This window comes from Neptuniibacter sp. QD72_48 (assembly GCF_047778065.1).
Lineage (GTDB): Bacteria > Pseudomonadota > Gammaproteobacteria > Pseudomonadales > Balneatricaceae > Neptuniibacter.
Genome location: NZ_CP180547.1, coordinates 328,761 through 354,883, shown reverse-complemented (window position 1 = coordinate 354,883; position 26,123 = coordinate 328,761). Strand labels below are relative to the sequence as shown.

24 protein-coding genes are annotated in these 26,123 nt (G+C 45.1%); 18 read left to right on the top strand and 6 right to left on the bottom strand.

Annotated elements, in window-relative coordinates; genetic code table 11:
- Positions 1 to 104: 104 nt before the first annotated feature.
- Positions 105 to 2,459: a penicillin-binding protein 1A gene (locus ACMXYX_RS01515; protein ID WP_415897410.1), complete on the top strand. Its 2,355-nt coding sequence runs from the start codon at positions 105 to 107 to the stop codon at positions 2,457 to 2,459.
- 66 nt (positions 2,460 to 2,525) lie between these two features.
- Here ACMXYX_RS01515 and fba read toward each other — a convergent pair whose 3' ends face one another.
- The 4 genes from fba to tkt all read right to left on the bottom strand — a co-directional run bounded on the left by fba (position 2,526) and on the right by tkt (position 7,983).
- The gene (fba, locus tag ACMXYX_RS01510; protein ID WP_415883237.1) at positions 2,526 to 3,590 is read right to left on the bottom strand and encodes a class II fructose-bisphosphate aldolase; all 1,065 of its coding nucleotides are present in this window, start codon (positions 3,588 to 3,590) and stop codon (positions 2,526 to 2,528) included.
- A gap of 84 nt (positions 3,591 to 3,674) precedes the next feature.
- Positions 3,675 to 4,838 carry a phosphoglycerate kinase gene (locus tag ACMXYX_RS01505; RefSeq protein ID WP_415897409.1) on the bottom strand — a complete coding sequence of 388 codons (1,164 nt, stop codon included), beginning with the start codon at positions 4,836 to 4,838 and terminating at the stop codon, positions 3,675 to 3,677.
- A gap of 34 nt (positions 4,839 to 4,872) precedes the next feature.
- Complete coding sequence (locus ACMXYX_RS01500; protein ID WP_415897408.1) at positions 4,873 to 5,928, bottom strand: type I glyceraldehyde-3-phosphate dehydrogenase; 1,056 nt, start codon at positions 5,926 to 5,928, stop codon at positions 4,873 to 4,875.
- Positions 5,929 to 5,988: 60 nt separating this feature from the next.
- Positions 5,989 to 7,983, bottom strand: a complete 1,995-nt coding sequence (gene tkt, locus ACMXYX_RS01495) for a transketolase (RefSeq protein ID WP_415906417.1) — start codon at positions 7,981 to 7,983, stop codon at positions 5,989 to 5,991.
- 314 nt (positions 7,984 to 8,297) lie between these two features.
- Between tkt and metK the strand changes: the two genes are divergently transcribed.
- The 10 genes from metK to ACMXYX_RS01445 all read left to right on the top strand — a co-directional run bounded on the left by metK (position 8,298) and on the right by ACMXYX_RS01445 (position 18,362).
- Positions 8,298 to 9,491 (top strand): methionine adenosyltransferase, encoded by a 1,194-nt coding sequence (gene metK / locus ACMXYX_RS01490; RefSeq protein ID WP_415883233.1) that lies wholly within the window; start codon positions 8,298 to 8,300, stop codon positions 9,489 to 9,491.
- A gap of 179 nt (positions 9,492 to 9,670) precedes the next feature.
- The gene (locus ACMXYX_RS01485) at positions 9,671 to 11,728 is read left to right on the top strand and encodes an EAL domain-containing protein (protein ID WP_415906416.1); all 2,058 of its coding nucleotides are present in this window, start codon (positions 9,671 to 9,673) and stop codon (positions 11,726 to 11,728) included.
- Positions 11,729 to 11,736: 8 nt separating this feature from the next.
- The gene (locus ACMXYX_RS01480) at positions 11,737 to 12,465 is read left to right on the top strand and encodes a 16S rRNA (uracil(1498)-N(3))-methyltransferase (protein WP_415897405.1); all 729 of its coding nucleotides are present in this window, start codon (positions 11,737 to 11,739) and stop codon (positions 12,463 to 12,465) included.
- A gap of 50 nt (positions 12,466 to 12,515) precedes the next feature.
- Complete coding sequence (gshB, locus tag ACMXYX_RS01475) at positions 12,516 to 13,469, top strand: glutathione synthase (protein ID WP_415883230.1); 954 nt, start codon at positions 12,516 to 12,518, stop codon at positions 13,467 to 13,469.
- Between the two features lie 30 nt (positions 13,470 to 13,499).
- Entirely contained in the window at positions 13,500 to 14,432 is a 933-nt protein-coding gene (locus ACMXYX_RS01470) for a TonB family protein (protein ID WP_415883229.1), read from the top strand.
- Between the two features lie 36 nt (positions 14,433 to 14,468).
- Entirely contained in the window at positions 14,469 to 15,041 is a 573-nt protein-coding gene (locus tag ACMXYX_RS01465; RefSeq protein WP_415883228.1) for a YqgE/AlgH family protein, read from the top strand.
- Positions 15,042 to 15,095: 54 nt separating this feature from the next.
- On the top strand, positions 15,096 to 15,572 hold the full coding sequence (gene ruvX, locus ACMXYX_RS01460) for a Holliday junction resolvase RuvX (protein ID WP_415883227.1): 477 nt from the start codon (positions 15,096 to 15,098) through the stop codon (positions 15,570 to 15,572).
- Positions 15,553 to 16,068: a bifunctional pyr operon transcriptional regulator/uracil phosphoribosyltransferase PyrR gene (gene pyrR / locus ACMXYX_RS01455; RefSeq protein ID WP_415897403.1), complete on the top strand. Its 516-nt coding sequence runs from the start codon at positions 15,553 to 15,555 to the stop codon at positions 16,066 to 16,068. Before ruvX ends, pyrR begins: the two co-directional genes overlap by 20 nt.
- A gap of 9 nt (positions 16,069 to 16,077) precedes the next feature.
- Positions 16,078 to 17,082, top strand: coding sequence for an aspartate carbamoyltransferase catalytic subunit (locus ACMXYX_RS01450; RefSeq protein WP_415897402.1), 1,005 nt, complete (start codon positions 16,078 to 16,080; stop codon positions 17,080 to 17,082).
- 5 nt (positions 17,083 to 17,087) lie between these two features.
- Complete coding sequence (locus ACMXYX_RS01445; protein ID WP_415906415.1) at positions 17,088 to 18,362, top strand: dihydroorotase; 1,275 nt, start codon at positions 17,088 to 17,090, stop codon at positions 18,360 to 18,362.
- A 60-nt stretch (positions 18,363 to 18,422) separates the two neighbouring features.
- On the opposite strand, the gene ACMXYX_RS01440 is transcribed toward ACMXYX_RS01445, so the two are convergent.
- Entirely contained in the window at positions 18,423 to 19,589 is a 1,167-nt protein-coding gene (locus tag ACMXYX_RS01440) for a PilT/PilU family type 4a pilus ATPase (RefSeq protein WP_415897400.1), read from the bottom strand.
- A gap of 22 nt (positions 19,590 to 19,611) precedes the next feature.
- The gene (locus ACMXYX_RS01435) at positions 19,612 to 20,646 is read right to left on the bottom strand and encodes a type IV pilus twitching motility protein PilT (RefSeq protein ID WP_415897399.1); all 1,035 of its coding nucleotides are present in this window, start codon (positions 20,644 to 20,646) and stop codon (positions 19,612 to 19,614) included.
- 91 nt (positions 20,647 to 20,737) lie between these two features.
- On the opposite strand from ACMXYX_RS01435, the gene ACMXYX_RS01430 reads away from it, so the two are divergent.
- The 7 genes from ACMXYX_RS01430 to ACMXYX_RS01400 all read left to right on the top strand — a co-directional run bounded on the left by ACMXYX_RS01430 (position 20,738) and on the right by ACMXYX_RS01400 (position 26,120).
- Positions 20,738 to 21,433, top strand: coding sequence for a YggS family pyridoxal phosphate-dependent enzyme (locus ACMXYX_RS01430; RefSeq protein ID WP_415897398.1), 696 nt, complete (start codon positions 20,738 to 20,740; stop codon positions 21,431 to 21,433).
- Positions 21,434 to 21,451: 18 nt separating this feature from the next.
- Entirely contained in the window at positions 21,452 to 22,279 is an 828-nt protein-coding gene (proC, locus tag ACMXYX_RS01425; RefSeq protein WP_415897397.1) for a pyrroline-5-carboxylate reductase, read from the top strand.
- Between the two features lie 109 nt (positions 22,280 to 22,388).
- The gene (locus ACMXYX_RS01420; RefSeq protein ID WP_415883219.1) at positions 22,389 to 22,934 is read left to right on the top strand and encodes a YggT family protein; all 546 of its coding nucleotides are present in this window, start codon (positions 22,389 to 22,391) and stop codon (positions 22,932 to 22,934) included.
- A 296-nt stretch (positions 22,935 to 23,230) separates the two neighbouring features.
- Positions 23,231 to 24,400 (top strand): homoserine O-succinyltransferase MetX, encoded by a 1,170-nt coding sequence (gene metX / locus ACMXYX_RS01415; protein WP_415906414.1) that lies wholly within the window; start codon positions 23,231 to 23,233, stop codon positions 24,398 to 24,400.
- Entirely contained in the window at positions 24,400 to 24,990 is a 591-nt protein-coding gene (gene metW, locus ACMXYX_RS01410; RefSeq protein ID WP_415897395.1) for a methionine biosynthesis protein MetW, read from the top strand. Before metX ends, metW begins: the two co-directional genes overlap by 1 nt.
- 12 nt (positions 24,991 to 25,002) lie before the next feature.
- Positions 25,003 to 25,452, top strand: a complete 450-nt coding sequence (locus ACMXYX_RS01405; protein WP_415906413.1) for a DUF4426 domain-containing protein — start codon at positions 25,003 to 25,005, stop codon at positions 25,450 to 25,452.
- A gap of 65 nt (positions 25,453 to 25,517) precedes the next feature.
- On the top strand, positions 25,518 to 26,120 hold the full coding sequence (locus ACMXYX_RS01400; RefSeq protein WP_415883215.1) for an XTP/dITP diphosphatase: 603 nt from the start codon (positions 25,518 to 25,520) through the stop codon (positions 26,118 to 26,120).
- Positions 26,121 to 26,123: the final 3 nt, after the last annotated feature.

The following is a 26,123-nucleotide window of genomic DNA, read 5'->3' as shown; positions in this document are numbered from 1 at the left end:
TTAGCATTATTAAAAATTAAATTTAAATTTAATAACCGCTAGAGGATCGATACTACCTGTCTATATAATAGACCTAAATTAACTTCCGTAATTATCAGACTAGCATGTCAGCTATGGTTTCGCTTTTCAAACTTTTGTTTAAACTAGGTATTTTCTGCTTTTTTCTTGGGGCAATTGCGCTTGCAGGCACTTACTACCATTTCGCCCCAAAGCTACCCAATACCGATTCTCTTAAAGAAGTTCAGTTTCAAACACCTTTGAGAATTTTCTCTCAAGATGAAAAACTCATCGCCGAATTTGGTGAAAAACGTCGTACACCTATCAACTTCGAAGAGATTCCACCTCAGTTTATTCACGCCCTTACTGCTGCTGAAGATAGCCGCTTCTTTGACCACTTTGGAATTGACATAAAAGGCCTCTCTCGAGCAGCCTTCCAATTAGCCTCAACCGGCCATATCCAAAGCGGTGGTTCAACCATCACCATGCAGGTCGCAAAAAATTTCTTCCTGACCCGCGAAAAAACATTCACACGAAAGTTCATGGAGATTCTACTTGCACTTAGAATCGAGCAAGAGCTAAGCAAAGAAGAAATCTTCGAACTTTACATAAACAAAATTTACCTAGGCCATCGCTCATACGGCATACAAGCAGCCGCTAATGTCTATTACGGCACAAATATCGAAAACTTAAGTCTTGCTCAGCATGCAATGATAGCGGGCCTACCGAAAGCACCTTCTGCGTTTAATCCAATCACCAACCCCAGCAGAGCAATTGAGCGTCGTAATTGGATTCTTAAACGAATGCACTCACTTAGCTTTATTAATGATCAACAGTTAGAAGAAGCAATTGCAACTCCTGTCACAGCCAAATATCACACAAGCGACATTGAACTACGCGCATACTATGTTGCAGAGATGGTTCGCAAAGACCTATACGAAAAGTACGGTGAAAATTTGTACACCGATGGATATAAAGTCTACACAACACTGGATAGCAAACTTCAATCGTCAGCAAACATTGCTGTATCAAACGGCTTAGTGGCTTACTCTGAGCGCCATGGTTACTTAGGAGCTGAGGAACAGTGGGATATTGCTAACACCTCTTCTAATGATCTACAGAAGAAATTAAACAAAGTAATTTCCTACTTCACCCTTCAACCAGCAGTTGTTCTATCAGTCGATGATAAATCTGCAGAACTACTTTTAAAAGAAGGGAAAAAAGCGACGTTAGAATGGGAAGGCATGGCTTGGGCTAAACCATACAAATCTGTCAACTACACAGGTAAAGCCCCGAAGAAGGCTAGCGACATACTAAAAATAGGGGACTTAATTCGAATTAGAGAGAAAGAAGGAAAGCTCCATCTTACACAAACACCTAAAGTACAAGGCTCCCTTGTCGCCCTGAACCCTAAAGATGGCGCTATCGTATCTCTCGTAGGCGGATTTAATTTCACTCACAATAAATTCAATCGCAGCACCCAAGCCGTTCGTCAGCCGGGTTCAAACTTCAAACCTTTCATTTATGCAGCTGCACTAGACAAAGGTTATTCACCCGCCTCTTTGATTAATGACGCTCCAATTGTTATCCATGACCAGCAATTGGAAGGCAATTGGCGCCCAGAAAATTCCAGCAAAAAATTCTACGGTCCTACGCGCCTTCGTGAAGCACTTTATAAATCCAGAAATCTTGTTTCGATTAGGCTTCTGCGAGCAATCGGCATAGACGCGGCACAAACCTACCTAGATTTAGCAGGTTTCGACCGCACAAAGCTCCCCAATAACTTATCGTTATCTCTGGGCACAGCAGACGTAACTCCGCTTCAACTAGCGACGGGTTATGCCGCTTTTGCCAATGGAGGGTTTAAAGTAGAACCTTATTTCATTCAACGCATTGAAACCCAGTTTGGTGAAAACCTGTTCACTGCCCAGCCTGCTTTAGCATGCAAAACCGAGTGCGAGCAAAACCCAGAACAAAAATTTGCCCCGCGAATTTACAATGAGCAAGTATCCTTCCTGACCTACAACATCATGCAGGATACAATTCGCCGAGGCACTGCGCGCAAAGCCCTAATACTTAAACGTAAAGATATTGCAGGCAAAACTGGCACAACCAATGATCAAAAAGATGCGTGGTTCTCAGGTTTTAACCAAGACTTCGTTGCTACTGCTTGGGTAGGTTTTGATCAACCTAAAACTTTAGGCCGACGCGAATTTGGCGGCACCGCTGCCTTACCGATCTGGATCGATTTCATGCGAGATGCACTTGAGGACAAACCTGAAAACGCACCAAAAACCCCTCAAGGTATTGTTAGCGTCAAAATTGATCCTCGCAGTGGACAATTGGCTTACCCTGGGCAGACGGATGCCATCTACGAATACTTCCGTAAGAAAAACATTCCAACAGGCTATGCTGCACCTAGCAATTCAGCATCCACCAATACTGCGGAAGAGCTATTCTAAGGCTTTTCTACAGCTATAAAAAAAACCGCCCAAGGGCGGTTTTTTTTATCTTAAACAGAAATATATTTAAGCGATTTTTGGATCTAGTTCACCACTTTCGTATTTCTCTGCCATTTTTTCCAGAGAGATAGCAGTGATCTTAGACGCATTACCTGCAGTACCGAAAGCTTCGTAGCGGTTAACACAGATATCTGTCATCGCTTCCATAGATTTCTTCAGGTATTTACGTGGATCAAACTCAGCTGGATTTTCAGCCAAGAAACGGCGGATCGCACCAGTAGATGCTAGACGAAGGTCAGTGTCGATGTTTACTTTGCGCACACCGTACTTGATACCTTCAACGATCTGCTCAACTGGCACACCATAAGTTTCTGGAATTTCACCACCAAACTCATTAATTACAGCCAACCACTCCTGAGGTACAGAAGAGGAACCGTGCATTACTAAGTGAGTACCCGGAATGCGTTCATTGATCGCTTTAATGCGATCGATCGCTAGAATGTCACCTGTAGGTGGGCGAGTAAACTTGTATGCACCATGAGATGTACCACAAGCAATTGCCAACGCGTCTACACCAGTCTTCTTAACGAAGTCCGCCGCTTCATCCGGATCAGTCAGCATCTGGTCATGAGACAATGTACCTTCAGCACCGATACCGTCTTCTTCACCCGCCTGACCTGTTTCCAGAGAACCTAAGCAGCCCAGCTCACCCTCTACAGAAACACCACACGCATGTGCCATCTCAACCGTACGGCGAGTAACATCAACGTTATATTCATAGCTTGATGGCGTTTTACCATCAGACATCAGTGAACCGTCCATCATTACAGAGGAGAAACCCATCGCGATAGTACGCTGACAAACAGCGGGAGACGTACCGTGGTCTTGGTGCATACATACCGGGATATGCGGAAATTCAGCGATTGCCGCTTCAATCATGTGACGCAGGAAGTTGGAGCCTGCGTATTTACGCGCACCGGCAGACGCCTGAACAATTACTGGAGAGTTAGTTTTATCTGCCGCTTCCATAATAGCGCGCATCTGTTCCAGGTTGTTCACGTTGAATGCTGGAATGCCATAGTCGTTTTCAGCAGCATGGTCCAGCAGCTGACGCATGGAGATCAGAGCCATTTTGTCACCTTTAAATATCTGTTAACTTCGTCGAAAGACGGGGGTGGGTAGAGTTTACCACCCATCCATTATTAAAATTAGTGCTTAAGCGTTTTTAGCTTCCAGAGCAGCTACTGCAGGTAGCTTCTTACCTTCAACAAACTCAAGGAACGCACCACCACCAGTAGAGATATAAGATACCTTATCCGCAATATCGTATTTATCCACAGCTGCTAAAGTGTCACCACCGCCCGCAATGGAGAAACCTTGGTTTTCAGCGATAGCTAGAGACAACGTCTTAGTACCTTCACCAAACTGGTCAAATTCAAATACACCAACTGGACCATTCCAGATGATTGTTCCTGCATCTTTTAGCAGCTCAGCTAGATTCTGTGCAGATTGAGGGCCAATATCCAGAATCATGTCATCTTCAGCTACATCATCAACAGATTTAACCGTCGCTTCAGCCGTTTCAGCAAACTCTTTCGCTACAACAACATCCACAGGCATCGGGATGTTTACTTTCTCCATCAGGTCTTGAGCTACTGGAATCAGATCGTGTTCGCACAAGGATTTACCCACTGGCTTACCAGCTGCGGCAAGGAAAGTATTCGCGATACCACCACCAACGATCAACTGATCAACTTGGTCGGATAGCGCTGTTAACACTTCAAGTTTCGTCGATACTTTAGATCCGCCAACGATCGCTGCAAGCGGACGAGCAGGCTTATCTAGCGCCTTACCTAATGCATCCAGTTCACCCGCCAGCAGAGGACCTGCGCAAGCTACTTCAGCAAATTTTGCCACGCCATGGGTCGACGCTTGAGCACGATGAGCCGTACCGAATGCATCCATAACATAAACATCACACAATGCAGCCATCTTCTGAGATAGCTCTTCATTGTCTTTCTTTTCGCCTACGTTGAAGCGAACGTTTTCCAGCAACACAAGATCGCCTTCAGCAACTTCAAAGCCCCCGTCCAACCAATCTTTAATTAGTGGAACTTCGCGGCCCAACAAGCTGCCAATATGGTTAGCTACAGGCTGTAGAGAGAACTCTTCGTTATATTCACCTTCCGTTGGTCGACCTAGGTGAGACATTACCATCACCTTAGCACCTGCTTTAAGTGCCAGCTCAATAGTCGGCAATGATGCACGGATACGCGCATCAGAAGTTACTTCACCATTTTTCACTGGTACATTTAGGTCTTCGCGGATCAGAACGCGCTTGCCGCTCAGATCCAGTTCGCTCATTTTCAGTACGCTCATTGACGTGCCCTACTTAAGTTTTTAAATATTTAAATCAGGAATTCGTTTCTTTAGCAGCTAATTCTTCTTCGCTGCCTAAAGCTAACCAGTGCTGTGCTACATCTAACATACGGTTAGCAAAACCCCATTCATTATCAAACCAACATACAAGCTTGATTAGACGCCCCTCAGACACTTTGGTCTGGGTACCATCTACCACCGCGGAACGGGAATCGCGGTTGAAGTCTACCGAAGCATGAGGCTCTTCGGTATAACCTAATAGTCCCTGTAACGGTCCTTTCATAGAGGCGTTCTTCAGGATTTGATTCACCTCTTCGACACTGGTCGACTGCAACACATTAATTGAGAGATCCATCATTGACACATTAATCGTGGGAACTCGAACATGCAGGCACTGAAATTTACCCGCGAGATGCGGTAAAAGACGGTCAATACCCTTATCTAGACCTGTATCTACCGGTACGATCGAATGCATAGCACTTCGAGTTAGGCGCAAATCAGTTTGATGGTAACTATCGATAACCGGCTGATCATTCATCGCGGAATGAATCGTGGTCGTAACACCGTTTTCAATCCCAAGCTGTTTATCTAGTAGATCTAGTACTGGGATAATACAGTTTGTAGTACAAGAAGCCGCCGAAACAACTGTATGGCTTGAACGTAATAACTGTTCATTAAGGCCAAATACGATGGTTGCATCCACTTCATCAGTCGCCGGTTGAGAAAACAACAAGCGTTGCGCACCGCTATGCAGATGCAACTGAGCTAGAGAACGAGCTTTAAACGAGCCAGAGCATTCAAAAAGAAGATCAATACCCAAATCAGCCCAAGGCAGATCCTCAGCATCAGATTCATTCAGAACCTGAATGGTGTCGCCATTGACCAGAAGCTGTTTGCCATTATGTTCAACAGATACAGGAAAGCGACCATGAGTCGTATCGTAGCGGGTCAGATAGGTTACCGTTTCAAGATCGGAGAGCTCATTGATAGCAACAACCCTAAACAGATCTTGCAATCCACTTTCATAAATCGCACGCAGGACGCACTGGCCGATTCGACCATAGCCATTTATTGCTACGCGATAACTCAATCTAGAACCCTACCCTAAAAATAAAAAGACCCGGAACCCCGGGTCTTTTTACGTGTTCGATTAAAGAACAGATTTAACCGTTTCAACTACGTTTTCAGTAGTGAAACCGAAGTGTTTGAACAGCTCACCTGCAGGCGCAGATTCACCAAAGGTACGCATACCTACGATGGCACCATTCAAACCAACGTACTTGTACCAGAAGTCAGCCTGCAGCGCTTCAACCGCAACACGTGCAGTAACAGCCGCTGGCAGCACCGATTCACGGTATTCCGCAGACTGCTGATCAAACAAACCTGTTTCAGGCATTGAGACAACACGTGCTTTCACGCCTTCAGCAGCAAGCACTTCAGCGGCATCCATTGCTAGGCCTACTTCAGAACCTGTAGCAATCAGGATCGCATCTGGCTGACCATCTGTATCACGCAAGATGTAACCACCTTTCGCAATGTTTGCGATCTGCTCTTCAGAACGAGATTGATGCGGTAAGCCCTGACGAGAAAAGATCATTGCCGTTGGGCCATCTGCACGCTCAAGCGCAGTTTTCCAAGCTACTGCAGATTCAACTGCATCACACGGACGCCATGTGCTCATGTTTGGCGTGTGACGTAGGTTAGCTACTTGCTCAACAGGCTGGTGAGTCGGACCGTCTTCACCCAGACCAATAGAATCATGCGTGTAAACGTGAATAGCACGTTGCTTCATCAGTGCAGCCATACGTACTGCATTACGCGCGTATTCCATAAATACAAGGAAGGTTGCACCGTAAGGGATGAAACCACCGTGCAAAGCGATACCATTCATGATCGCAGACATACCAAATTCACGTACACCGTAGAACAGGTAGTTACCAGAGGCATCGTTTTTCTCTACACCTTTACAGCCAGACCATAGAGTCAAGTTAGAACCGGCTAGATCGGCAGAGCCACCTAGTAGCTCAGGTAAAAGAGGACCGTATGCATTCAGCGCATTCTGAGATGCCTTACGAGAAGCGATTGTTTCACCTTTCTCAGCAATTTCTGCGATGTAAGCATCAGCTTTTTCTGCAAAATCTGCTGGTAGTTCACCAGAAATACGACGTAGTAATTCATCTGCTTGTTCAGGGAAATCAGCACGGTACGCAGCAAAACGTTCGTTCCACTCATTTTCAGCGTGAACACCCGCTTCCTGCGCATTCCAGTCTTCAGCGATTTCAGCAGGCACTTCAAAAGCAGGATGTGCCCAGCCCAAACGCTCACGTGTCAGAGCGATTTCATCATCACCCAGTGGCGCACCGTGGCAGTCTTCCTTACCTTCTTTATTAGGAGAACCAAAACCGATAATTGTTTTACAGCAGATCAGCGTTGGCTGTTCTGTGTTTTCTCTCGCCTGCTCGATCGCCGCGCGAATCTGATCAGCATCGTGACCATCAACACCTGGGATCACCTGCCAACCGTAAGACTCAAAACGCTTAACGTTATCATCGGTGTACCAGCCTTCAACTTCACCGTCGATGGAGATGCCATTGTCATCCCAGAACGCGATCAGTTTGCCCAGACCCAGCGTACCTGCCAGAGAGCAAGCTTCATGAGAGATACCTTCCATCAGACAGCCATCGCCCATGAACACATAAGTGTTGTGATCAACGATCTCATGGCCTTCGCGGTTGAACTGAGCCGCCAGGGTTTTCTCTGCTACCGCAAAACCTACTGCGTTAGTGATACCTTGCCCCAGAGGGCCTGTTGTCGTTTCAACACCTGGGCAGTAACCGTATTCGGGGTGACCTGCTGTTTTGGAGTGAAGCTGACGGAAGTTTTTCAGGTCTTCGATAGATACATCGTAGCCAGTCAGGTGCAGCAGGCTGTAAATCAGCATAGAGCCATGACCATTGGACAGTACGAAACGGTCGCGATCAAACCACTGCGGGTTAGTTGGGTTGTGCTGCATGAAATCATTCCACAGCACTTCAGCGATATCCGCCATACCCATTGGGGCACCCGGGTGACCAGATTTAGCTTTCTGTACGGCATCCATGCTCAGCGCGCGTATCGCGTTGGCAAGTTCTCTACGAGAAGACATTAACTCAGCTCCTGGGCGTTTTGCCCAAAATAGAAGGTTCAGGAAAAAATTGGGCGCAATTTTCTCGCAGATAGAGGAAAGCTTCAAATAAGAATTGCACTTTCAGGGTGAAAATGAGCGTTTTTCATCCAAAAATTTAAATTTCTCATGCTGAACGCACTGTAAAAATATGCATTTCACTAAAGTCGCGAGTAGAATACGCACTTTAAAAATCAACATGGTCTTCCAACTGCTAAACTTTTTTCTACACTTTGTGTCTTTTTAGCATCAAATGAATTCCATCGAAGCCCTATTTTGTAAAGGTAATTTTCACAATGAGCGAATATAGCTTATTTACATCAGAATCCGTTTCCGAAGGTCACCCGGACAAAATTGCTGACCAGATCTCCGATGCTGTACTGGATGCTATCATTGCTGAAGATAAGCATGCTCGCGTTGCCTGCGAAACACTGGTAAAAACTGGTGTAGCCGTCGTTTCTGGCGAAATCACGACGTCTGCTTGGGTAGATTTGGAAGATTTAGTTCGTAAAGTTATTAATGATATTGGCTATACGTCTTCAGACGTGGGTTACGATGGCGACACTTGTGGTGTCATCAACATCATCGGCAAGCAATCTCCTGACATCAACCAAGGTGTAGACCGTGCCAAACCTGAAGACCAAGGCGCTGGTGACCAAGGCCTAATGTTTGGTTATGCATCAAACGAAACTGATGTTTTAATGCCTGCACCAATTACTTATTCTCACCGTTTAGTTGAGCGTCAAGCTGAAGTGCGAAAATCAGGCCTATTGCCATGGTTGCGTCCAGATGCGAAATCCCAACTTACATTCCGCTATGAGAACGGAAAGCCGGTAGGCGTTGACGCACTTGTGCTATCGACTCAGCATAACCCTGAAGTATCTCAAGCAGATCTTCGTGAAGCAGTAATGGAGCTTATCGTTAAGCACGTTATCCCTGCTGAATGGATCACCAAAGAGACTCAATTCCACATCAACCCAACAGGCAATTTCGTAATTGGCGGCCCTGTAGGTGACTGCGGCCTAACAGGCCGTAAAATCATTGTCGATACTTATGGCGGCATGGCTCGTCATGGTGGCGGCGCATTCTCTGGAAAAGACCCATCAAAGGTAGACCGCTCTGCTGCTTACGCTGGCCGTTATGTCGCGAAGAACATTGTTGCTGCTGGCCTAGCTGACCGTTGTGAAATTCAGGTTTCTTACGCAATTGGTGTAGCAGAACCAACGTCTGTATCTATTAATACATTCGGTACTGGCAAGATCTCTGACGATAAGATCATCCAGTTGGTGCGTGAGCACTTTGACCTACGCCCTTACGCGATCACCACGATGCTTGATCTACTTCACCCAATGTATCAACCAACTGCTGCATACGGCCACTTTGGACGTAACCCGTTCGAAATGGAGTACAAAGGTGAAACCTTTACTGCATTCACATGGGAGCGCACTGATAAAGCAGACGCATTACGCGAAGCTGCAGGCCTATCTTAATTTAGTGATTTTTATCCAAAAAAAGCGCCTTATGGCGCTTTTTTATTGCCTACAGTAAGTTATATGACAATAATGAGAAACTTACTTCGCGATCTTTCTTGGAACTAATGCAACTTAGTAATTATAGCATCCGGCAAAAACTGATCGGACTCGTCATCATACTCGCATTGGGTATATTGATGACTTCCAGTCTTGCCTTTTACTTTTCATACCAAGACACCTTGGCCGGAAAGAAGGATCAAATTCGCAGTGTTGTTCAAGCATCTGCCAGTCAGGTTCTTCATCTGCGCGCGTTAAAAAAATCCCAACAGATTTCTGAAAATGAATATTTAAAACGACTTCGCTCGCTCATCTATGGCACAAACTATTCAGATGGCAGCTATATCTTTTTAATGACCGACGAAGTGCGAGTTTATCTTCATCCCAAGCGCCCTGAGCTTGAAGGACTATTAATCAATGAAGTACCCAACATAAAAAATGGCGAAGCCATTGCAGCCAGCTTTAAGAAAATTTTGGAGAATCCCGAAAAATCTCAATTCTGGAAACTCTACCTACCGAAACCTGACGGAGGCCCCTCCCTCGAAAAGCTTACTTACGCGCAGCTAATACCTGACAGTGATCTTATTATTGGTACTGGGGTGTACCTCGATGATCTAATTCCCGTCTACATTAATCGCGCGCTAAGTTACATCACGATAACCTTAGCCGTTTTACTTGCTGCATTTGCGACTGCGGTACTGATATCACGCAATATTGTTCAACCCATCATTATTCTGTCTGGTCAGATGAAACGCCTATCTGCAGGAGATATAGATCAAGAGATACGCTTTACTCATCATAAAGATGAAATAGGCCAAATGGCGCAATCTCTAGAAGAGTTTCGTGATCATTTGATTGAAAATAAGCGTTTACGTTATATGCAGGAACATGTTCAGTTCCTCGAGAATTTTGACCCTGTCACTCGCCTATATAATCGACGAGCGATTGGCGAAGCGCTTGAACGAGAGATAATTCGCAATTTCGAAAGCCAAGAACAGGTTTCATTTCTGTTTATCCGCTTGGATCTCCTAAGAAACTTAACCATAGAACTAGGCGACGAGCAGCGTGACCAAATCCTGATTGAGACAGCTAATCGCTTAAGGCAAATACTCTCTATCAACCATCGATTAGCGCGAATCGGCGAGGGTTGCTTTGGACTAATGCTCATAAACAAACCTTCACACATCAACCTTGCAGATATAGCCGATTCTATTCTCAATACCATTGAACAACCTATCCAATTGGATAATCTACAGATTCAAATTGGGGCGCGTATAGGCATAGCCTCTTACCCAGAAGATGGAGATCAACAGTTTGAATTGATAGGCCGTTCAGAAATCGCCGCTAAAACTGCCCGCAAACGAGAGCAAGGCTGGCTCTACTTCAGCCAGATTAAAGGACAAACAACGGAACAAAAAATCGCACTGTGGCAAGATCTATCAACAGCAATGGACAAAGACCAATTTTATTTGGTATTCCAGCCGTTGTTCGATCTAGAAAGTAATGCGCCGCTGTCAGCTGAAACCTTATTACGCTGGACACACCCCAAACTAGGCCCTATTTCACCAGCAGTTTTTGTTCCTCTGGCAGAGCAAAGCGGCTTGATTTCACGCCTTGATCACTGGGTGCTAAATGCCGTAGCCAAGCAATGCCGTAATTGGTTAGACAAAGACATTGCCTTTCCTCGCGTTGCTATCAACCTATCTGGCATCAGTTTTCTAAGAAACGATTTCGAGCAAAAGCTACAAAGCATTTTTTCTCAATACAATGTATCTCTTGAACATATAGAGCTTGAACTTACCGAGGGTGTATTGATCGAAGATCTAGGCCGTATTCAGGAGAAATTAAAACGCGTACGTGATCTCGGTGTCAGCATTTCTATAGATGATTTCGGTACGGGCTACTCTTCGCTTAGCCGTATCAAAAACCTTCCAGTCGATCATATTAAAATTGATAAATCTTTTATCGATGACATCGATACTAATCCTCAGGATCTAAAAATAGTGCAGGCAATCATTCTCATGGCCCAAGGCTTACAGCTTCACGTTGTAGCAGAAGGTGTAGAAACTGAACGTCAACTATCTATTCTCCGTGAAGAGCAATGCGATGTAGTCCAAGGCTATTTATTAAGCCGCCCTCTCGCCGTGGCAGACTATGAGGCACTGATCGATGAAGACCTAATCATTGAAGGCGACTAAATTTTATTATGAGAATACCCCGTTTTTTCGAATCTCAGCCCCTACAAACCGGTGCGGATATATCTTTAAGCGATTCTGTTGTCCAACATGTCAGTCGCTCCCTTCGAATGCGACCTGATGATCAGATCATTCTTTTCAACGGCGACGGCTCTGAACATCAAGCCAAACTCATCAGCATTGAAAAGCGTAGCGTTACCGCGCGAATTATTGAAAGTACACCCTCTTCTACCGAAAGCCCTTTGCCAATAAGCATAGGCCAAACCCTTTCGCGCGGAGAGCGAATGGATTATGCCGTACAGAAAAGTACCGAAATGGGCGTAAAATCGATCACCCCTCTTTTTTCTGAACGCTGTGAAGTAAAGCTACCCAAAGATCGCCAAGAAAAACGTGTGAAGCATTGGCATCAAATTGCTATTAGTGCTTGTGAACAATCAGGTCGGACTATACCCCCTGAAATAGCATATCCAACCGATTTAGAAAAATGGCTCGCCTCCCAAGATGCTGAGCTTAAACTTGTGCTACATCATCACAGTGAACAGCCCTTGCAAAAGATGTCTGCTCCAGGCTCTGTTGCATTACTGATTGGCCCAGAAGGCGGCCTTACCGGCGAAGAAGTTGAACTTGCTACTCGATATGGGTTCAAACCCCTGACACTTGGACCACGCGTTATGCGCACAGAAACAGCTCCCGTAGCCGCATTAACATTACTCAATTATCTATGGGGCGACCTAGCTTAAGCGCAAATTATGTCCTGTGCGCTTAAATGGTAAAGATTAAGGATCAAAAAATGACAATTAAGCTCGGCATTGTGATGGACCCTATCGATAACATCACATTCAAAAAAGACAGTTCACTCGCCATGCTATGGGCGGCCCAGCAGAAAGGCTGGGAGCTTTGGTATATGGAGCAGCAGCATCTATTCTCACTAGACGGTAAAGCTCAAGCTAAGATGGCTCCTATTAAAATAATGATGAACGAGCAAAAATGGTTTGAACGCGGCGAATACGAGACCCATGACCTGTCCGATCTTAACGTGATTTTGATGCGTAAAGATCCACCATTCGATAACGAATTTATCTACACAACCTATCTATTAGAGCAAGCTGAAAAAGAAGGCTCTTTAATTGTTAACAAGCCCCAAAGCCTTCGCGATTTTAATGAGAAGCTGTTCGCGACTCATTTTCCACAATGCTGCCCCCCGGTATTGGTTAGCAAGCATGAATCTATGCTCCGCGAATTCCACAAAGAACATGGTGACGTCATCTTCAAACCACTCGATGGTATGGGCGGTTCACAAATATTCCGTATCAAAGAAGATGGCCTGAATCTAGGCGTGATTATTGAGACACTTACAAATCACGGCCAACAAACCATCATGGCTCAAAAGTTTATTCCTGAAATCGTAGATGGCGATAAACGCATCTTATTAGTGGATGGTGAACCAGTGCCTTATGGCCTAGCTCGAATCCCGGCGAAAGGGGAAACTCGAGGCAATTTGGCCGCAGGCGGCCGAGGAGAAGGACGCGAACTGACTGAACGAGATTATTGGATCTGTGAACAGATTGCTCCTACCTTAAAAGAAAAAGGGTTATTATTTGTCGGCTTAGATGTCATTGGCGACTACCTAACAGAAATTAATGTGACTAGTCCAACCTGCATTCGCGAATTGAATAATCAATACGATCTGGATATCGGAATGCAGCTAATGAATGCAATAGAACAAAAACTGGCAAAGCAATAAAGAGATGCTACGAGCAAAGGACCTAACGAAGTGAGCACCGCTGTAACACAAACAGTGACCGCGGTTGAACGTTTCGGTTTTACGTTATTTTTCGCGACCGCACTACATGCGGTTGCGATTTTGGGGATCACGTTTACATTCAATAACGAGCGTCCACCACAAAAAACAATTGAGATCACCTTAGCTCAATACCAACAAGAAACAACTCCTAAGCAAGCCGACTTTATTGCACAAGCGAATCAAGAAGGCAGCGGCATAAGTAAAGAAAAACTACTGCCATCTACACCTCAAAAAGCTGAATTTAGAGATAACAAGCCGAAACAAGCCACAGCCGTTGCACAAGCGGTTGAACCAAATCCCCCTAAACCAGAACCAAGCACCGTAGCCGTCCAAGCAAATACAAAAGCAGACAATAACTCCAAACAAAAAGCGAAACAAAAAGTCATCACGGCCACACAAAGTTCGAAGCAAACTGTTACAAAGACCGCTAAGCAACAACAGAAAGTGCCGTCCGGAGGCTCTCCCGGCACCTCCCTTCTTGCGAGAAGTTTAGAGATGGCTAGCTTACAAGCAGAGATTGATGCTCATCGAGAAATGAGAGCCAAACAGCCTCGAATTAAACGCCTTACTTCAGCATCCACTAAAAAACGTGAAGACGCTCTCTACCTGCATAACTGGCGCAAAAAAATTGAGAATATAGGTAATCTTAATTACCCTGAAGAAGCTCGAAGAAACAAAATGTATGGCCGCTTACGTCTACTTGTCGCTATCAAGCCTGACGGCTCAGTAAAAACTATTGAGATCCTTGAATCATCTGGTAAACCGATCCTTGATGATGCCGCTATACAGATTGTTAGACTGGCAGCTCCCTTCCAGCCCTTCCCTGTAGAGATGAGAAAAAGTACAGATATCCTAGAGATTATTCGTACTTGGAAATTTGAGAAACGTGCCTATTTGGACTAATCCTTAAATAACGTAGATAAAAATGGGCCTGTAATTATGACCTCATCGAGCTGTTCGTTACGAAACCATTTTCTTATATCCATGCCTCATCTGAACGACCAGAGTTTTACTCAAACCGTTACCTATATTTGTGACCATAGTGATTATGGTGCTATGGGTATTGTGATTAACCGCCCTGTAGGCATCACCCTGGTTGAATTGTGTGACCACCTCAACCTTCCCTGCTCTTCTATCGCGAATCAACAGCAAGCTATTTTCAGCGGAGGTCCTGTCAGAAGTGATCGAGGCTATGTTCTTCACAAAGCAGCCGATCCATTTGAATGGAGTAATAGCCACTGCGTAGCGGATGACATTTATCTCACCACCTCAATTGACGCTATAGAAGCTGCAGCAGAGGGACGTTTTAAACACAATTATTTAGTTGCACTCGGTTGCGCAGGCTGGAGTCCTGGTCAGCTTGAGCAAGAGATGAGCGACAATGTTTGGTTAAGCTGCCCAGCAAATTCAGATATACTCTTCAGCACTCCGGCTGGTGATCGCTTACAGGCAGCCGCATCAATATTGGGCATTAACCTTGATCTACTAACCGCCCTGCCCGGACACGCCTGATACATTATATGTCAGGCATCATGTCCATTTGGGATATAAGGCTCTGACACAGGCATGAGTAATCAGATCAATCAAGTTGTAGCATTCGATTTTGGAACCTCCCGCATAGGGGTGGCAACCGGTCAAAGCATTACAGGTACTGCCGCACCACTTCCTCCTTTTTCTGCCCGAGATGGTCAACCCAATTGGGATGAAATATCAAAACTAATAAATGAATGGAAACCTGACGCTTTGGTTGTCGGCATACCGCTTAACTTTGACGGCACTATCAGTGATATGGCCCATAGAGCAAGGAAGTTTGCCAACCGATTACATGAACGGTATAAAACGCCCTGTTTCTTGATGGACGAACGTTTATCCACGGCCGAAGCCAAAGAGATTCATTTTGCTGCTGGGGGCAGTGATAATTTTAAGAAAGAGTCTGTCGATGGCCTTGCAGCGCAGCTGATCTTAGAAAGCTGGTTTAATTGCGACATTAGAATTCCTAGCCATACCCGATTGGAGGAAGTTTATGACAACAAACGTACTTAATGCTGAAGCCCTGCTGGAAAAAATGCAGCTGGAGTTACAGGCATTACTGTCTAAAGATGATAAACCTGATCCATTAATGATCGGCATTCATACGGGCGGGGTATGGTTAGCAGAGCACCTACACCAAGCATTAGATCTAGACAGTCCTTTAGGGGTTCTCGATATCTCTTTTCATCGAGATGACTTTGGCACAAGTGGTTTAAACCCTAAAGTTCAACCTTCCAAGCTACCCTGCACAACAGAAGGGCGTCACGTTATTCTTGTAGATGACGTCATCATGAGTGGTCGCACGATTCGTGCTGCCATGAATGAACTGTTTGACTATGGCCGCCCAGCATCCATAACTCTTGCAACACTGCTTGACCTGCAACAGCGTGAATTACCTATACAGGCAGATATAATTGGCGGCACACTAGCAATAAGTGCCGACGAAACTGTAAAACTTACAGGCCCTGAGCCACTGGCTTTGGAAATCCGTAATCGTTCTGACGACTGAGTATTTATCATGTTTGAACAAAATGATCCGAATCAGATTCAACTCACAGATGAAGGCGAACTAAAGCACTTTATTACCACAGAAGGGCTATCTCGCGAGTTGCTAACTGAAATTTTAGATACAGCAGACTCTTTTGTAGACATGAGCGCTAAACAGGTGAAGAAGGTTCCTCTGTTAAGAGGTAAAACCGTCGTAAACCTATTTTTTGAAGCTAGTACCCGTACTCTTTCAACATTTGAGCTAGCAGCCAAACGCCTTTCTGCTGATGTTCTTAACCTAAATATCAGCACATCCTCGACCTCTAAAGGTGAGACACTTAAAGACACTCTAATGACACTGCATGCTATGCACTCTGACATGTTCGTGGTCCGCCATTCGAGTAGCGGTGCAGCACATTTTATCGCTGAACACGTAACACCCGATGTCGCTGTTATCAATGCAGGGGATGGTCGTCACGCCCACCCAACGCAAGCAATGCTGGACATGCTAACCATTCGCCAGGCTAAAGGTAATTTTGCACCATTAACCGTGGCGATTGTTGGAGACATTTTACATTCCCGAGTGGCTCGTTCTCAGATTCATGCACTACGCATCCTAGGCGTAAATGAAATTCGCGTAATCGCGCCAAATACACTTTTACCCCGCAATATAGAAGCCTTAGGGGTGAAGGTATTCACCAATATGCAAGAAGGCATCAAAGACGTTGACGTTGTAATGATGCTGCGCCTTCAGAAAGAACGTATGAACAGCGCTCTTCTTCCAAGCGAAAGCGAGTTCTACAAGCTCTATGGTCTTACTATGGACAAACTGCAGCTAGCAAAACCTGATGCTGTCGTTATGCACCCAGGTCCGATTAACCGCGGCGTTGAAATAGCATCATCCGTTGCTGATGGTGATCGCTCCCTCATTTTAGATCAGGTAACAAACGGCATTGCAGTGCGTATGGCTGTAATGTCTATGGCCATGAGTGGCCAAGCTAAAAGCCGCCCAAGCACGTTGGAAGCAGGAGAGTAACGACCATGAACATTCTTATTCAAGGCGGTCGTATCATTGACCCGGCAAACCAAACTGACAAAGTTGCCGATCTATACATAGTTAACGGCGAAATTGCAGCTTACGATTCTGCTCCAGAAGGCTTCGATGCAGAGCAAACAATTAATGCTGAAAATCAGATTGTTTGCCCCGGCTTAATAGACCTATGCGCCCATGCTCGTGAGCCGGGCCCTGCGCAGAAAGGCTCGATAAAAACAGAGGCAGCTGCAGCGGTAGCAGGCGGTGTAACCACAATAGTGACACCACCTTCCACCAACCCTGTAATTGATACGCGTGCAGTTGCACAACTGATTCAGGATCGTTGTGAAGAAGAAGGTAAAATGCAAATTTTACCTATGGGCGCATTAACTAAAGGCCTACAGGGCGAGCAACTTGCACCTATGGCTGCGCTTTCAGCAGCGGGTTGTATTGCATTTACTAATACACGCAATCCGGTAGCTGATTCCCTAACCCTAACTCGCTGCCTAGAATATGCCGCAACTCACGACCTACTCGTGATTTTCCAAGCTGAAGATAACGCCTTAGCGAAAGGCGGCTGCATGCATGAAGGGAGTACTTGTACTCGCTTAGGTCTAAATGGCATCCCAGAATCAGCGGAAACTATCGACGTCTCTCGAAACTTACTGCTTGTAGAGCAGACAGGCGTTCGCGCACACTTTGGTCAGCTATCCTGTGAACGCTCTGTTCGTATGATTACCGAAGCACGCGAAAGAGGCCTTCCGGTAACAGCAGATGTATCGATCCAGAACCTGCTACTGACTGATGAAAATGTGAACGGCTTCAACAATGACTTCCACCTCATCCCTCCTTTGCGTAGTCAGCTAGACCGTGCTGGGCTAATTCAGGGATTGTTAGGTGGAAGCATTCAGGCGATCTGTTCTGATCACCAGCCGCATGAACGTGCAGCGAAAGAGGCGCCATTTGCAGATACCGAACCAGGTATGATCGGCTTGGAAACATTGCTGCCTTTAGGCTTATTACTGGTTGAACAGAACATATTAGATCTGCCTCAACTGATTGAAAAACTGACCACTGCCCCTGCTGAAATTTTAGGCTTAGCCACAGGTAATCTAAGTGTTGGCAGCTCTGCAAATATCTGTATTTTCAACCCTGATAGTGAATGGCAACTCACACCTGAAACTTGCCATTCAAGAGGCAAAAACACCCCGTTTATGCACTACCCTCTAAAAGGAAAAGTGTCCCATACACTTTTCCAAGGGCAAGTAGTTTACAGCGCCTAAATACAAAAAGCCGCGATAGTGATATCGCGGCTTTTTAATTCCAGTTTAGCAAAACCTTAATCACATACCCTTAATGTTTGCTTCACCCTCGTTGTGCAGATAATCCTCTTCATCTTGCAAATGGAATGATTGATTATCTTCATCAATTGCAAGTTCTGGGTTGGTGTCAGCGCTCAACTTAATCATTAGACGAAGGTCGTTTGGCGAATCTGCATGGGCTAGCGCCACATCGTAAGTAATCACCCCGTCTTTGTAGAGATTAAACAACGATTGATCGAACGTCTGCATCCCAAGGTTGGTCGATTTCTTAACCACATCTTTAATTTCATGAACTTCACCCTTACGAATCAAATCCTGAATCAATGGCGTGTTGATCAAGACTTCAATCGCTGCACGACGCCCCTTACCATCTTTCGTAGGTAAAAGTTGTTGCGCGATTATCGCCTTCAAGTTCAGCGACAAATCCATCCATAGCTGATCATGATGCTCAGGCGGGAAGAAACTGATGACACGATCCAATGCCTGGTTAGCATTATTGGCGTGTAGTGTTGCCAACGTTAAATGACCCGTTTCGGCAAATACAATGCCGTGCTGCATAGTTTCCCGAGTACGAATTTCACCCATCAGAATCACATCAGGTGCCTGACGTAGCGTATTTTTTAGGGCGACGTCAAACGAGTCGGTATCTATGCCGACTTCGCGTTGAGTGATGATACTTTGCTTATGCTCGTGAATATATTCGATCGGGTCTTCAATGGTAATGATATGACCGCGGTGATTGGTATTACGGTAATCAATCATTGATGCTAGGGAAGTCGATTTACCCGTAGAGGTACCACCAACAAACAAGATCAACCCTCGTTTTGTCATAGACAAATCACGTAGAATCGGTGGTAAATTCAGTTCTTCTAAACTCGGGATATAATTATTAATCTTCCTAAGCACCATACCCGCTGAGTTACGCTGAAAGAATGCAGATACACGAAAACGTCCTAAACCTGGAGCGCTAATCGCAAAGTTACATTCATGACAGCCCTCAAACTCTGCCAGCTGCTTGTCATTCATAGTGCTATAAACAAGCGCTCGTGCCTGTGAAGGTTTGAGAGTGTCTTTAGTTAACGGTTTCAAAGTACCATCAACTTTAATCGTAGGCCTTGCACCGGCCGTTACAAAAAGGTCAGAGGCATCCCTATCTACCATGACCTTTAGTAGCTGCGTAAAATCCACGCCGTTTGTCTCCTAAGCCCAATTAGAACTGTTGTGGGTTGGCTGCTCGCTCACGGGCTGTCTCGCGCGAGATTAATCCTTTCTGCATCAACTCTTGTAGAGATTGATCCAACGTTTTCATACCAAATGCTGCACCCGTTTGGATCGCCGAATACATCTGCGCTACTTTATCTTCACGGATAAGGTTACGTATAGCCGGTGTACCAATCATAATTTCGTGAGCAGCAACTCGCCCGCCTTTTGGCTTTTTCAACAGTGTTTGCGATATCACACCCATCAATGACTCTGAGAGCATGGATCGCACCATATCTTTCTCAGCCGCTGGGAATACATCAATCACACGGTCAATTGTTTTTGCTGCAGAGGTCGTATGCAAAGTACCAAACACTAAGTGACCTGTTTCAGCAGCAGTAAGCGCAAGACGGATAGTCTCCAAATCTCGCATCTCACCTACAAGGATAATATCCGGGTCTTCACGAAGTGCCGATCGAAGCGCATGTGCAAAGCTATGAGTATCTCGATGCACTTCACGCTGGTTAACCAAGCATTTTTTACTTTCGTGCACGAATTCGATTGGATCTTCGATCGTTAAAATATGATCTGCACGAGTATCATTGATGTAATCGACCATCGCAGCCAAGGTGGTACTTTTACCGGACCCAGTAGGGCCCGTCACAAGCACTAATCCACGCGGCTTTTCAGACAGATCCTGAAAAACCTTACCCATATCAAGATCATCTAAAGTCAAAACCTTACTTGGGATCGTACGGAAAACAGCACCTGCACCACGGTTTTGGTTAAATGCGTTTACACGAAAGCGCGCCAAACCAGGGACTTCGAACGAGAAATCCGTTTCGAGCACATCTTCGTACTCTTTACGCTGTTTATCGTTCATGATGTCATAGACAAGTGTGTGAACTTGCTTATGATCCAATGAAGGCAGTTTTATACGACGTACATCACCGTCAACACGAATAATAGGGGGCATTCCTGCAGAAATATGCAAGTCAGATGCACCTTGTTGTACGGTAAATGATAAAAGTTCGGTAATATCCATAACGTTCCTGTAACCCGGTACTGCGTTATATAGTTATAAGGTAGTTCTAGCAGAATCCCCGTTGCAATCCAATTGCTAAGGTCACAAATATATGTCAATCATAGCAGAGAATCTGAAGAAGGTTCGTTCTGAGATAGCTTCTTCTGCCTCTATCAATGGACGAAACACTAAAGACATCACCCTGTTAGCCGTCAGTAAAACACGCCCTGCAAGCGATATTCGTATTGCGGCAAACGAAGGTCAGGTGCATTTTGGCGAAAACTACCTACAGGAAAGTTTAGACAAAATTAACGAGTTAAAAGAGCTCAGGCTGTGCTGGCATTTTATTGGTCCACTGCAATCCAATAAGACCCGCTCTGTCGCTGAAAACTTTGATTGGCTTCATACTTTAGACCGCTTAAAAATCGCTAAGAGACTTTCCGAGCAGCGTCCTACAGAGCTGGAACCACTGAATGTTTGCATTCAGCTCAATATCAGTAACGAAGAGAGCAAATCAGGCTGTCGACCTGAAGAACTGCATACTCTGGTTGAGGAGATTAGCAAACTGCCTAACATCTGTGTTCGTGGTCTTATGGCAATCCCTAAAGCGACTGAAGATCCAAAGGAACAACAAGCCGCTTTTGCAAAAATGAAAGCACTACAGCTTGAATTACAGGCCAAACACCCTCAATTAGATACACTATCAATGGGCATGTCTGGAGATATGAATGCTGCTATCGCAGAGGGCTCTACTATTGTCCGCATTGGCACAGCCATTTTTGGCCCTCGGGCACCTAAGTCCGCCTAATTTTTGTAAGGATCTATTGTGAATAACCAACCTATTCTCGCGTTTATCGGTGCTGGCAACATGGCACGCGCTATCATTGGCGGCCTAATCAGCAACGGCTACCCAGCAGAAAAAATCTGGGCCAGCGAACCTGAAGCTGAACGCCTTGCAGATTTAAAAGAACAAGGCCTAAAAACAACGACAAATAACAACGAAGCAGTTCAAGCGGCTGATGTTGTGGTCCTAGCAGTTAAACCTCAGATTTTAAAAGCAGTAACGGCATCAATTGCTGATAGCGTACAAAGCTCGCAACCACTAATTGTTTCAGTAGCCGCAGGCATAATGACAACTAGCATAGATAAATGGCTAGGCGGAAACACTGCAATTGTTCGCTGTATGCCTAACACCCCAGCACTTGTAAAGACTGGCGCTAGTGGACTTTACGCCAACGCTAAAGTTTCCGCCGAACACCGCCAACAATCGGAAACTGTTTTAGATGCTACAGGGATTACATTATGGGTAGATGAAGAATCACAACTTGATGCCGTAACCGCTGTATCAGGCTCAGGCCCGGCATATTACTTCCTTGTGATGGAGTCCATGATTGCTGCCGGTGAAAAACTAGGCCTTTCAAAAGAAACTGCCACACAACTAACACTACAGACTGCTCTTGGAGCAGCTAAAATGGCGAAAGAGAGTGAATTTGACCCAGCTGAACTTCGTCGCCGTGTAACCTCACCTAACGGTACAACGGAGCAAGCGATCAAGTGCTTTATCGAAGGCGAACTTCCTGAACTTTTTGATGACGCAATGAAAGCATGTAATGATCGTTCTGTAGAACTTGCCGAAGAACTAGGTAAAGATTAGCGGGAAGGCCCAACAAAGGTTCAACATCACACAGCTACACTCTATACTGCGTGAAAGTTGAACCTAACTATACTTGTTTTACTAACAGATCAACGACATAGGAATTGATATGGCACAGGATCCAATCGTTTTGATAATCCGCATGCTGGGTGAAATGTATGCGTTCATTATTATCTTGCGTTTCCTTTTACAGCTGTCCCATGCCGACTATTACAATCCGATATCTCAAGCGATTGCCAAATTGACGAATGTACCTGTAGTCGCAATTAGCCGAGCCGTGCCTCGTATTGGCAAATTTGATGCGTCTGCATTGCTCTATGCAACAGTAGTTAAACTCGCGACACTATTTTTGATCGTAATGGTATCGGGAATGGACATGCCCAACATTGTTCACCTTCTGGTACTGGCACTTGTGGGCGTTGTGAACGGTATTCTAGAGATCTATTTTTGGGCAGTATTAGGCTCAGTTATTATCAGCTGGGTTGCGCCTGGCAGTTATCATCCTGGCCCACAATTAATTCAACAAGTCACACAGCCTCTATTTAAACTTGTGCAAAAGGTGATCCCACCAATAGGTGGTTTAGATTTGTCACCTATATTTATTTTCCTTGCGATCACAATCATACAATCCCAGTTAGGCAGATTTGTTTACTAACCAATAAAGCAGAGCGTTTCCGTTCGCTCTGCTCTATTTAATTGTTTGAGAGCAAGTTTTTACATTAATCGTTTGGACAAATACGAGCTTGTGACGTAAAAACTCGTTAAAATAGGTCAACTTGATTAAATTGTAAGATCATTTTACTGAGATACCTAAGGTGACAGATTCAACTTTCATTTCTCTTGGTCGCGTACTCATCTTCTACGAGATGTGAAGCTCGACTCCTCTGGCGCATCTAGCGCTCCGTTTCGTTGTGTAATTAGAAAATTGCTGTTTTAGAGTCGAGATTAGAAATGCCTGCTGTTATTCCTGAAGATTCCGTTGGAATTATTACACCTGAAATTATCGAATTTAATGAGCCATTACAGCTTCAATGCGGCCGCACATTAGATAAATACCACCTTATCATCGAAACCTACGGTGAACTGAATAAAGATCACTCAAATGCGATTTTGATCTGTCATGCTTTGTCGGGTAACCACCATGTTGCTGGTTATAACAGCATGGACGATAAAAAACCGGGCTGGTGGGACAGCGCCATAGGCCCAGGTAAAGCGATCGATACCAATAAGTTCTTTGTTATCGCGTTAAATAACCTAGGTGGTTGCCATGGCTCAAGCGGCCCTAACCAGATTAATCCTGAAACCGGCAAACCTTATGGCCCTGACTTCCCGATTGTAACGGTCAATGATTGGGTCGAAAGCCAAGCCCGTTTGGCTGATCGCTTCCGCATCGAGCAATTTGCAGCCGTTATTGGTGGAAGCTTGGGCGGCATGCAGGCGTTACAGTGGTCGATCAATTATCCTGATCGTCTGCGTCACTGCATGGTTATCGCAGCCGCACCTAAGTTATCAGCACAGAACATCGCCTTTAACGAAGTAGCTCGCCAAGCAATTAGTAAGGACTCTCAGTTCCATAACGGTCACTACTACGAGAAAGATGAAGTACCTAAAGTCGGCCTAATGCTGGCACGGATGTTGGGTCATATCACTTACCTATCAGACGACGGCATGCGCAGTAAATTTGGTCGTGAACTTCGTTCCGGACAGATCAGCTACGATTTTACACCGCAGTTTGAAATCGAGTCTTACCTTCGCTATCAGGGCGAGCGTTTCTCGACAGCATTTGACGCCAATACATACTTGTTGATGACTAAAGCGCTGGATTACTTCGATCCAACAGTGGATAGCGGAAAAAGCCTTCCAGAAGTGCTAGCACAAGCAAAAGCGAAGTTTATGGTGATCTCATTCACTACAGACTGGCGTTTCTCACCAGAGCGCTCACGCGAGATTGTGGATGCGCTAGTAGAAGCAGATAAACAAGTGAGCTATGCAGAAATTGAAGCAGCTCAAGGCCATGATGCGTTCCTAATCCCTATCCCTCGTTACCTCGACATCTTCTCTGCTTATATGGAGCGAGTTGAACAGGATACTGTGGCACTAAAAGTAGAGGAGAAAAGCTAATGCGCGCTGATTTAGAGCTGATCAAAGACTGGGTAGAACCTGGCAAGCGCGTGCTTGACCTTTGTTGTGGCGATGGTGAGTTACTTCACTATCTACAAACAGAGAAGAACGCGACCGGCTACGGTTTAGAAATTGGCCAAGACAATATTACCGATTGTGTACGTAAAGGCGTCAACGTAATCGAGAAAGATATTGAAGAGGGCCTGGCCTCAATCAAAGACAATACCTTTGATACCGTGATCATGACTCAAGCTATTCAAATCATGATGCGTCCGGATCAAATCGTTGATGAGATGCTTCGAATTGGTAAAGAGTGCATCGTTACTTTCCCAAATTTTGGGCATTGGCGGGCACGAGGATATCTGGCGTTCAGAGGTAAGATGCCAGTATCCAAGTTCCTACCCTATACTTGGTATAACACACCCAATACACATTTCTGTACGTTCAATGATTTTGAGCAGCTGTGTGTTGAACGCAATATCTACATCATGGAACGTACCGTTGTGGATAACGAACACCAACACCGGTGGTGGATCCATCTCTGGCCTAACATGCTGGGTGAAATTGCCATCTACCGGATTACAAAATAAGTGAGGCAGATAATGAATCGCTTAAGCAAATGGGCATCAGCTTTATTTTTGTCATTAATCGCACTCATTAGCCAACCCGTTCTGGCTGAACAGTTTGTAAAATATGACAACTACGAGATCCACTATAACGCTTTCTACAGTACTTTTATTAAGCCCGATGTAGCTGAGGCTATTGGTATCCAACGTAGTAAGCGACGTGCTTTGGTCAATGTATCAGTTTTAAAAATTGAGAATGGCGAGAAAAAACCGGTATCAGCGTTTGTAAAAGGCCAAGCAACAAGCTTGATACAACAATCGCAAAATCTCGACTTCAAAAAAGTCGATGAAGGCAATGCGATCTATTACATAGGTCAATTTGGTTTTACTGATGATCAAGTTATGCGCTTAGCTTTAGAAGTGCAACCGGACCCAAACAAACCCGCTTACACTGTAAAATTTGAACAACGCTTTTACGAAGAGTAAGCCCTAACAACTCACAAAAAGGCGCATTATCATGCGTCTTTTTTTATTTTCAGTGCGGTGAAAGAATGATTAATAAAATTGTGCTCGCCAGTGGCAACAAAGGTAAGTTGAAAGAGTTTAATCAAGTTCTGGCAGACTTAGGTGTCAAAGTTGTACCTCAATCTGAATTCAACGTAAGTGATGCCGATGAAACCGGCCTAAGCTTTGTTGAAAACGCCATTCTAAAAGCACGCCACGCCGCTGAAGTTACGGGGCTACCTGCACTAGCCGATGATTCTGGGCTAGAGGTTGATGCTCTTCAAGGCGCTCCAGGTATCTATTCGGCACGTTTTTCAGGCGAAGATGCAACTGATACCAAGAACAATGAATTACTTTTAGAACAGCTTGAAGGCATTCCTAGCGAACAACGCAGCGCTCGTTTCCGCTGTGTTTTAGTCTTTATGCGTCATGCTAACGACCCAACCCCATTAATCTGTCAGGGTAGTTGGGAAGGGACAATTCTCGAACAAGCTAGCGGAAACAACGGTTTTGGGTACGATCCGCTGTTCTGGATTCCTGAACTGGAAAAAGCATCAGCTGAATTAGCTCCTGAACAAAAGAATCAACTCAGCCACCGCGGCCAAGCAGTTCAACTGCTGAAACAAAGTATTGAAACTTACTTGAAGTAACCG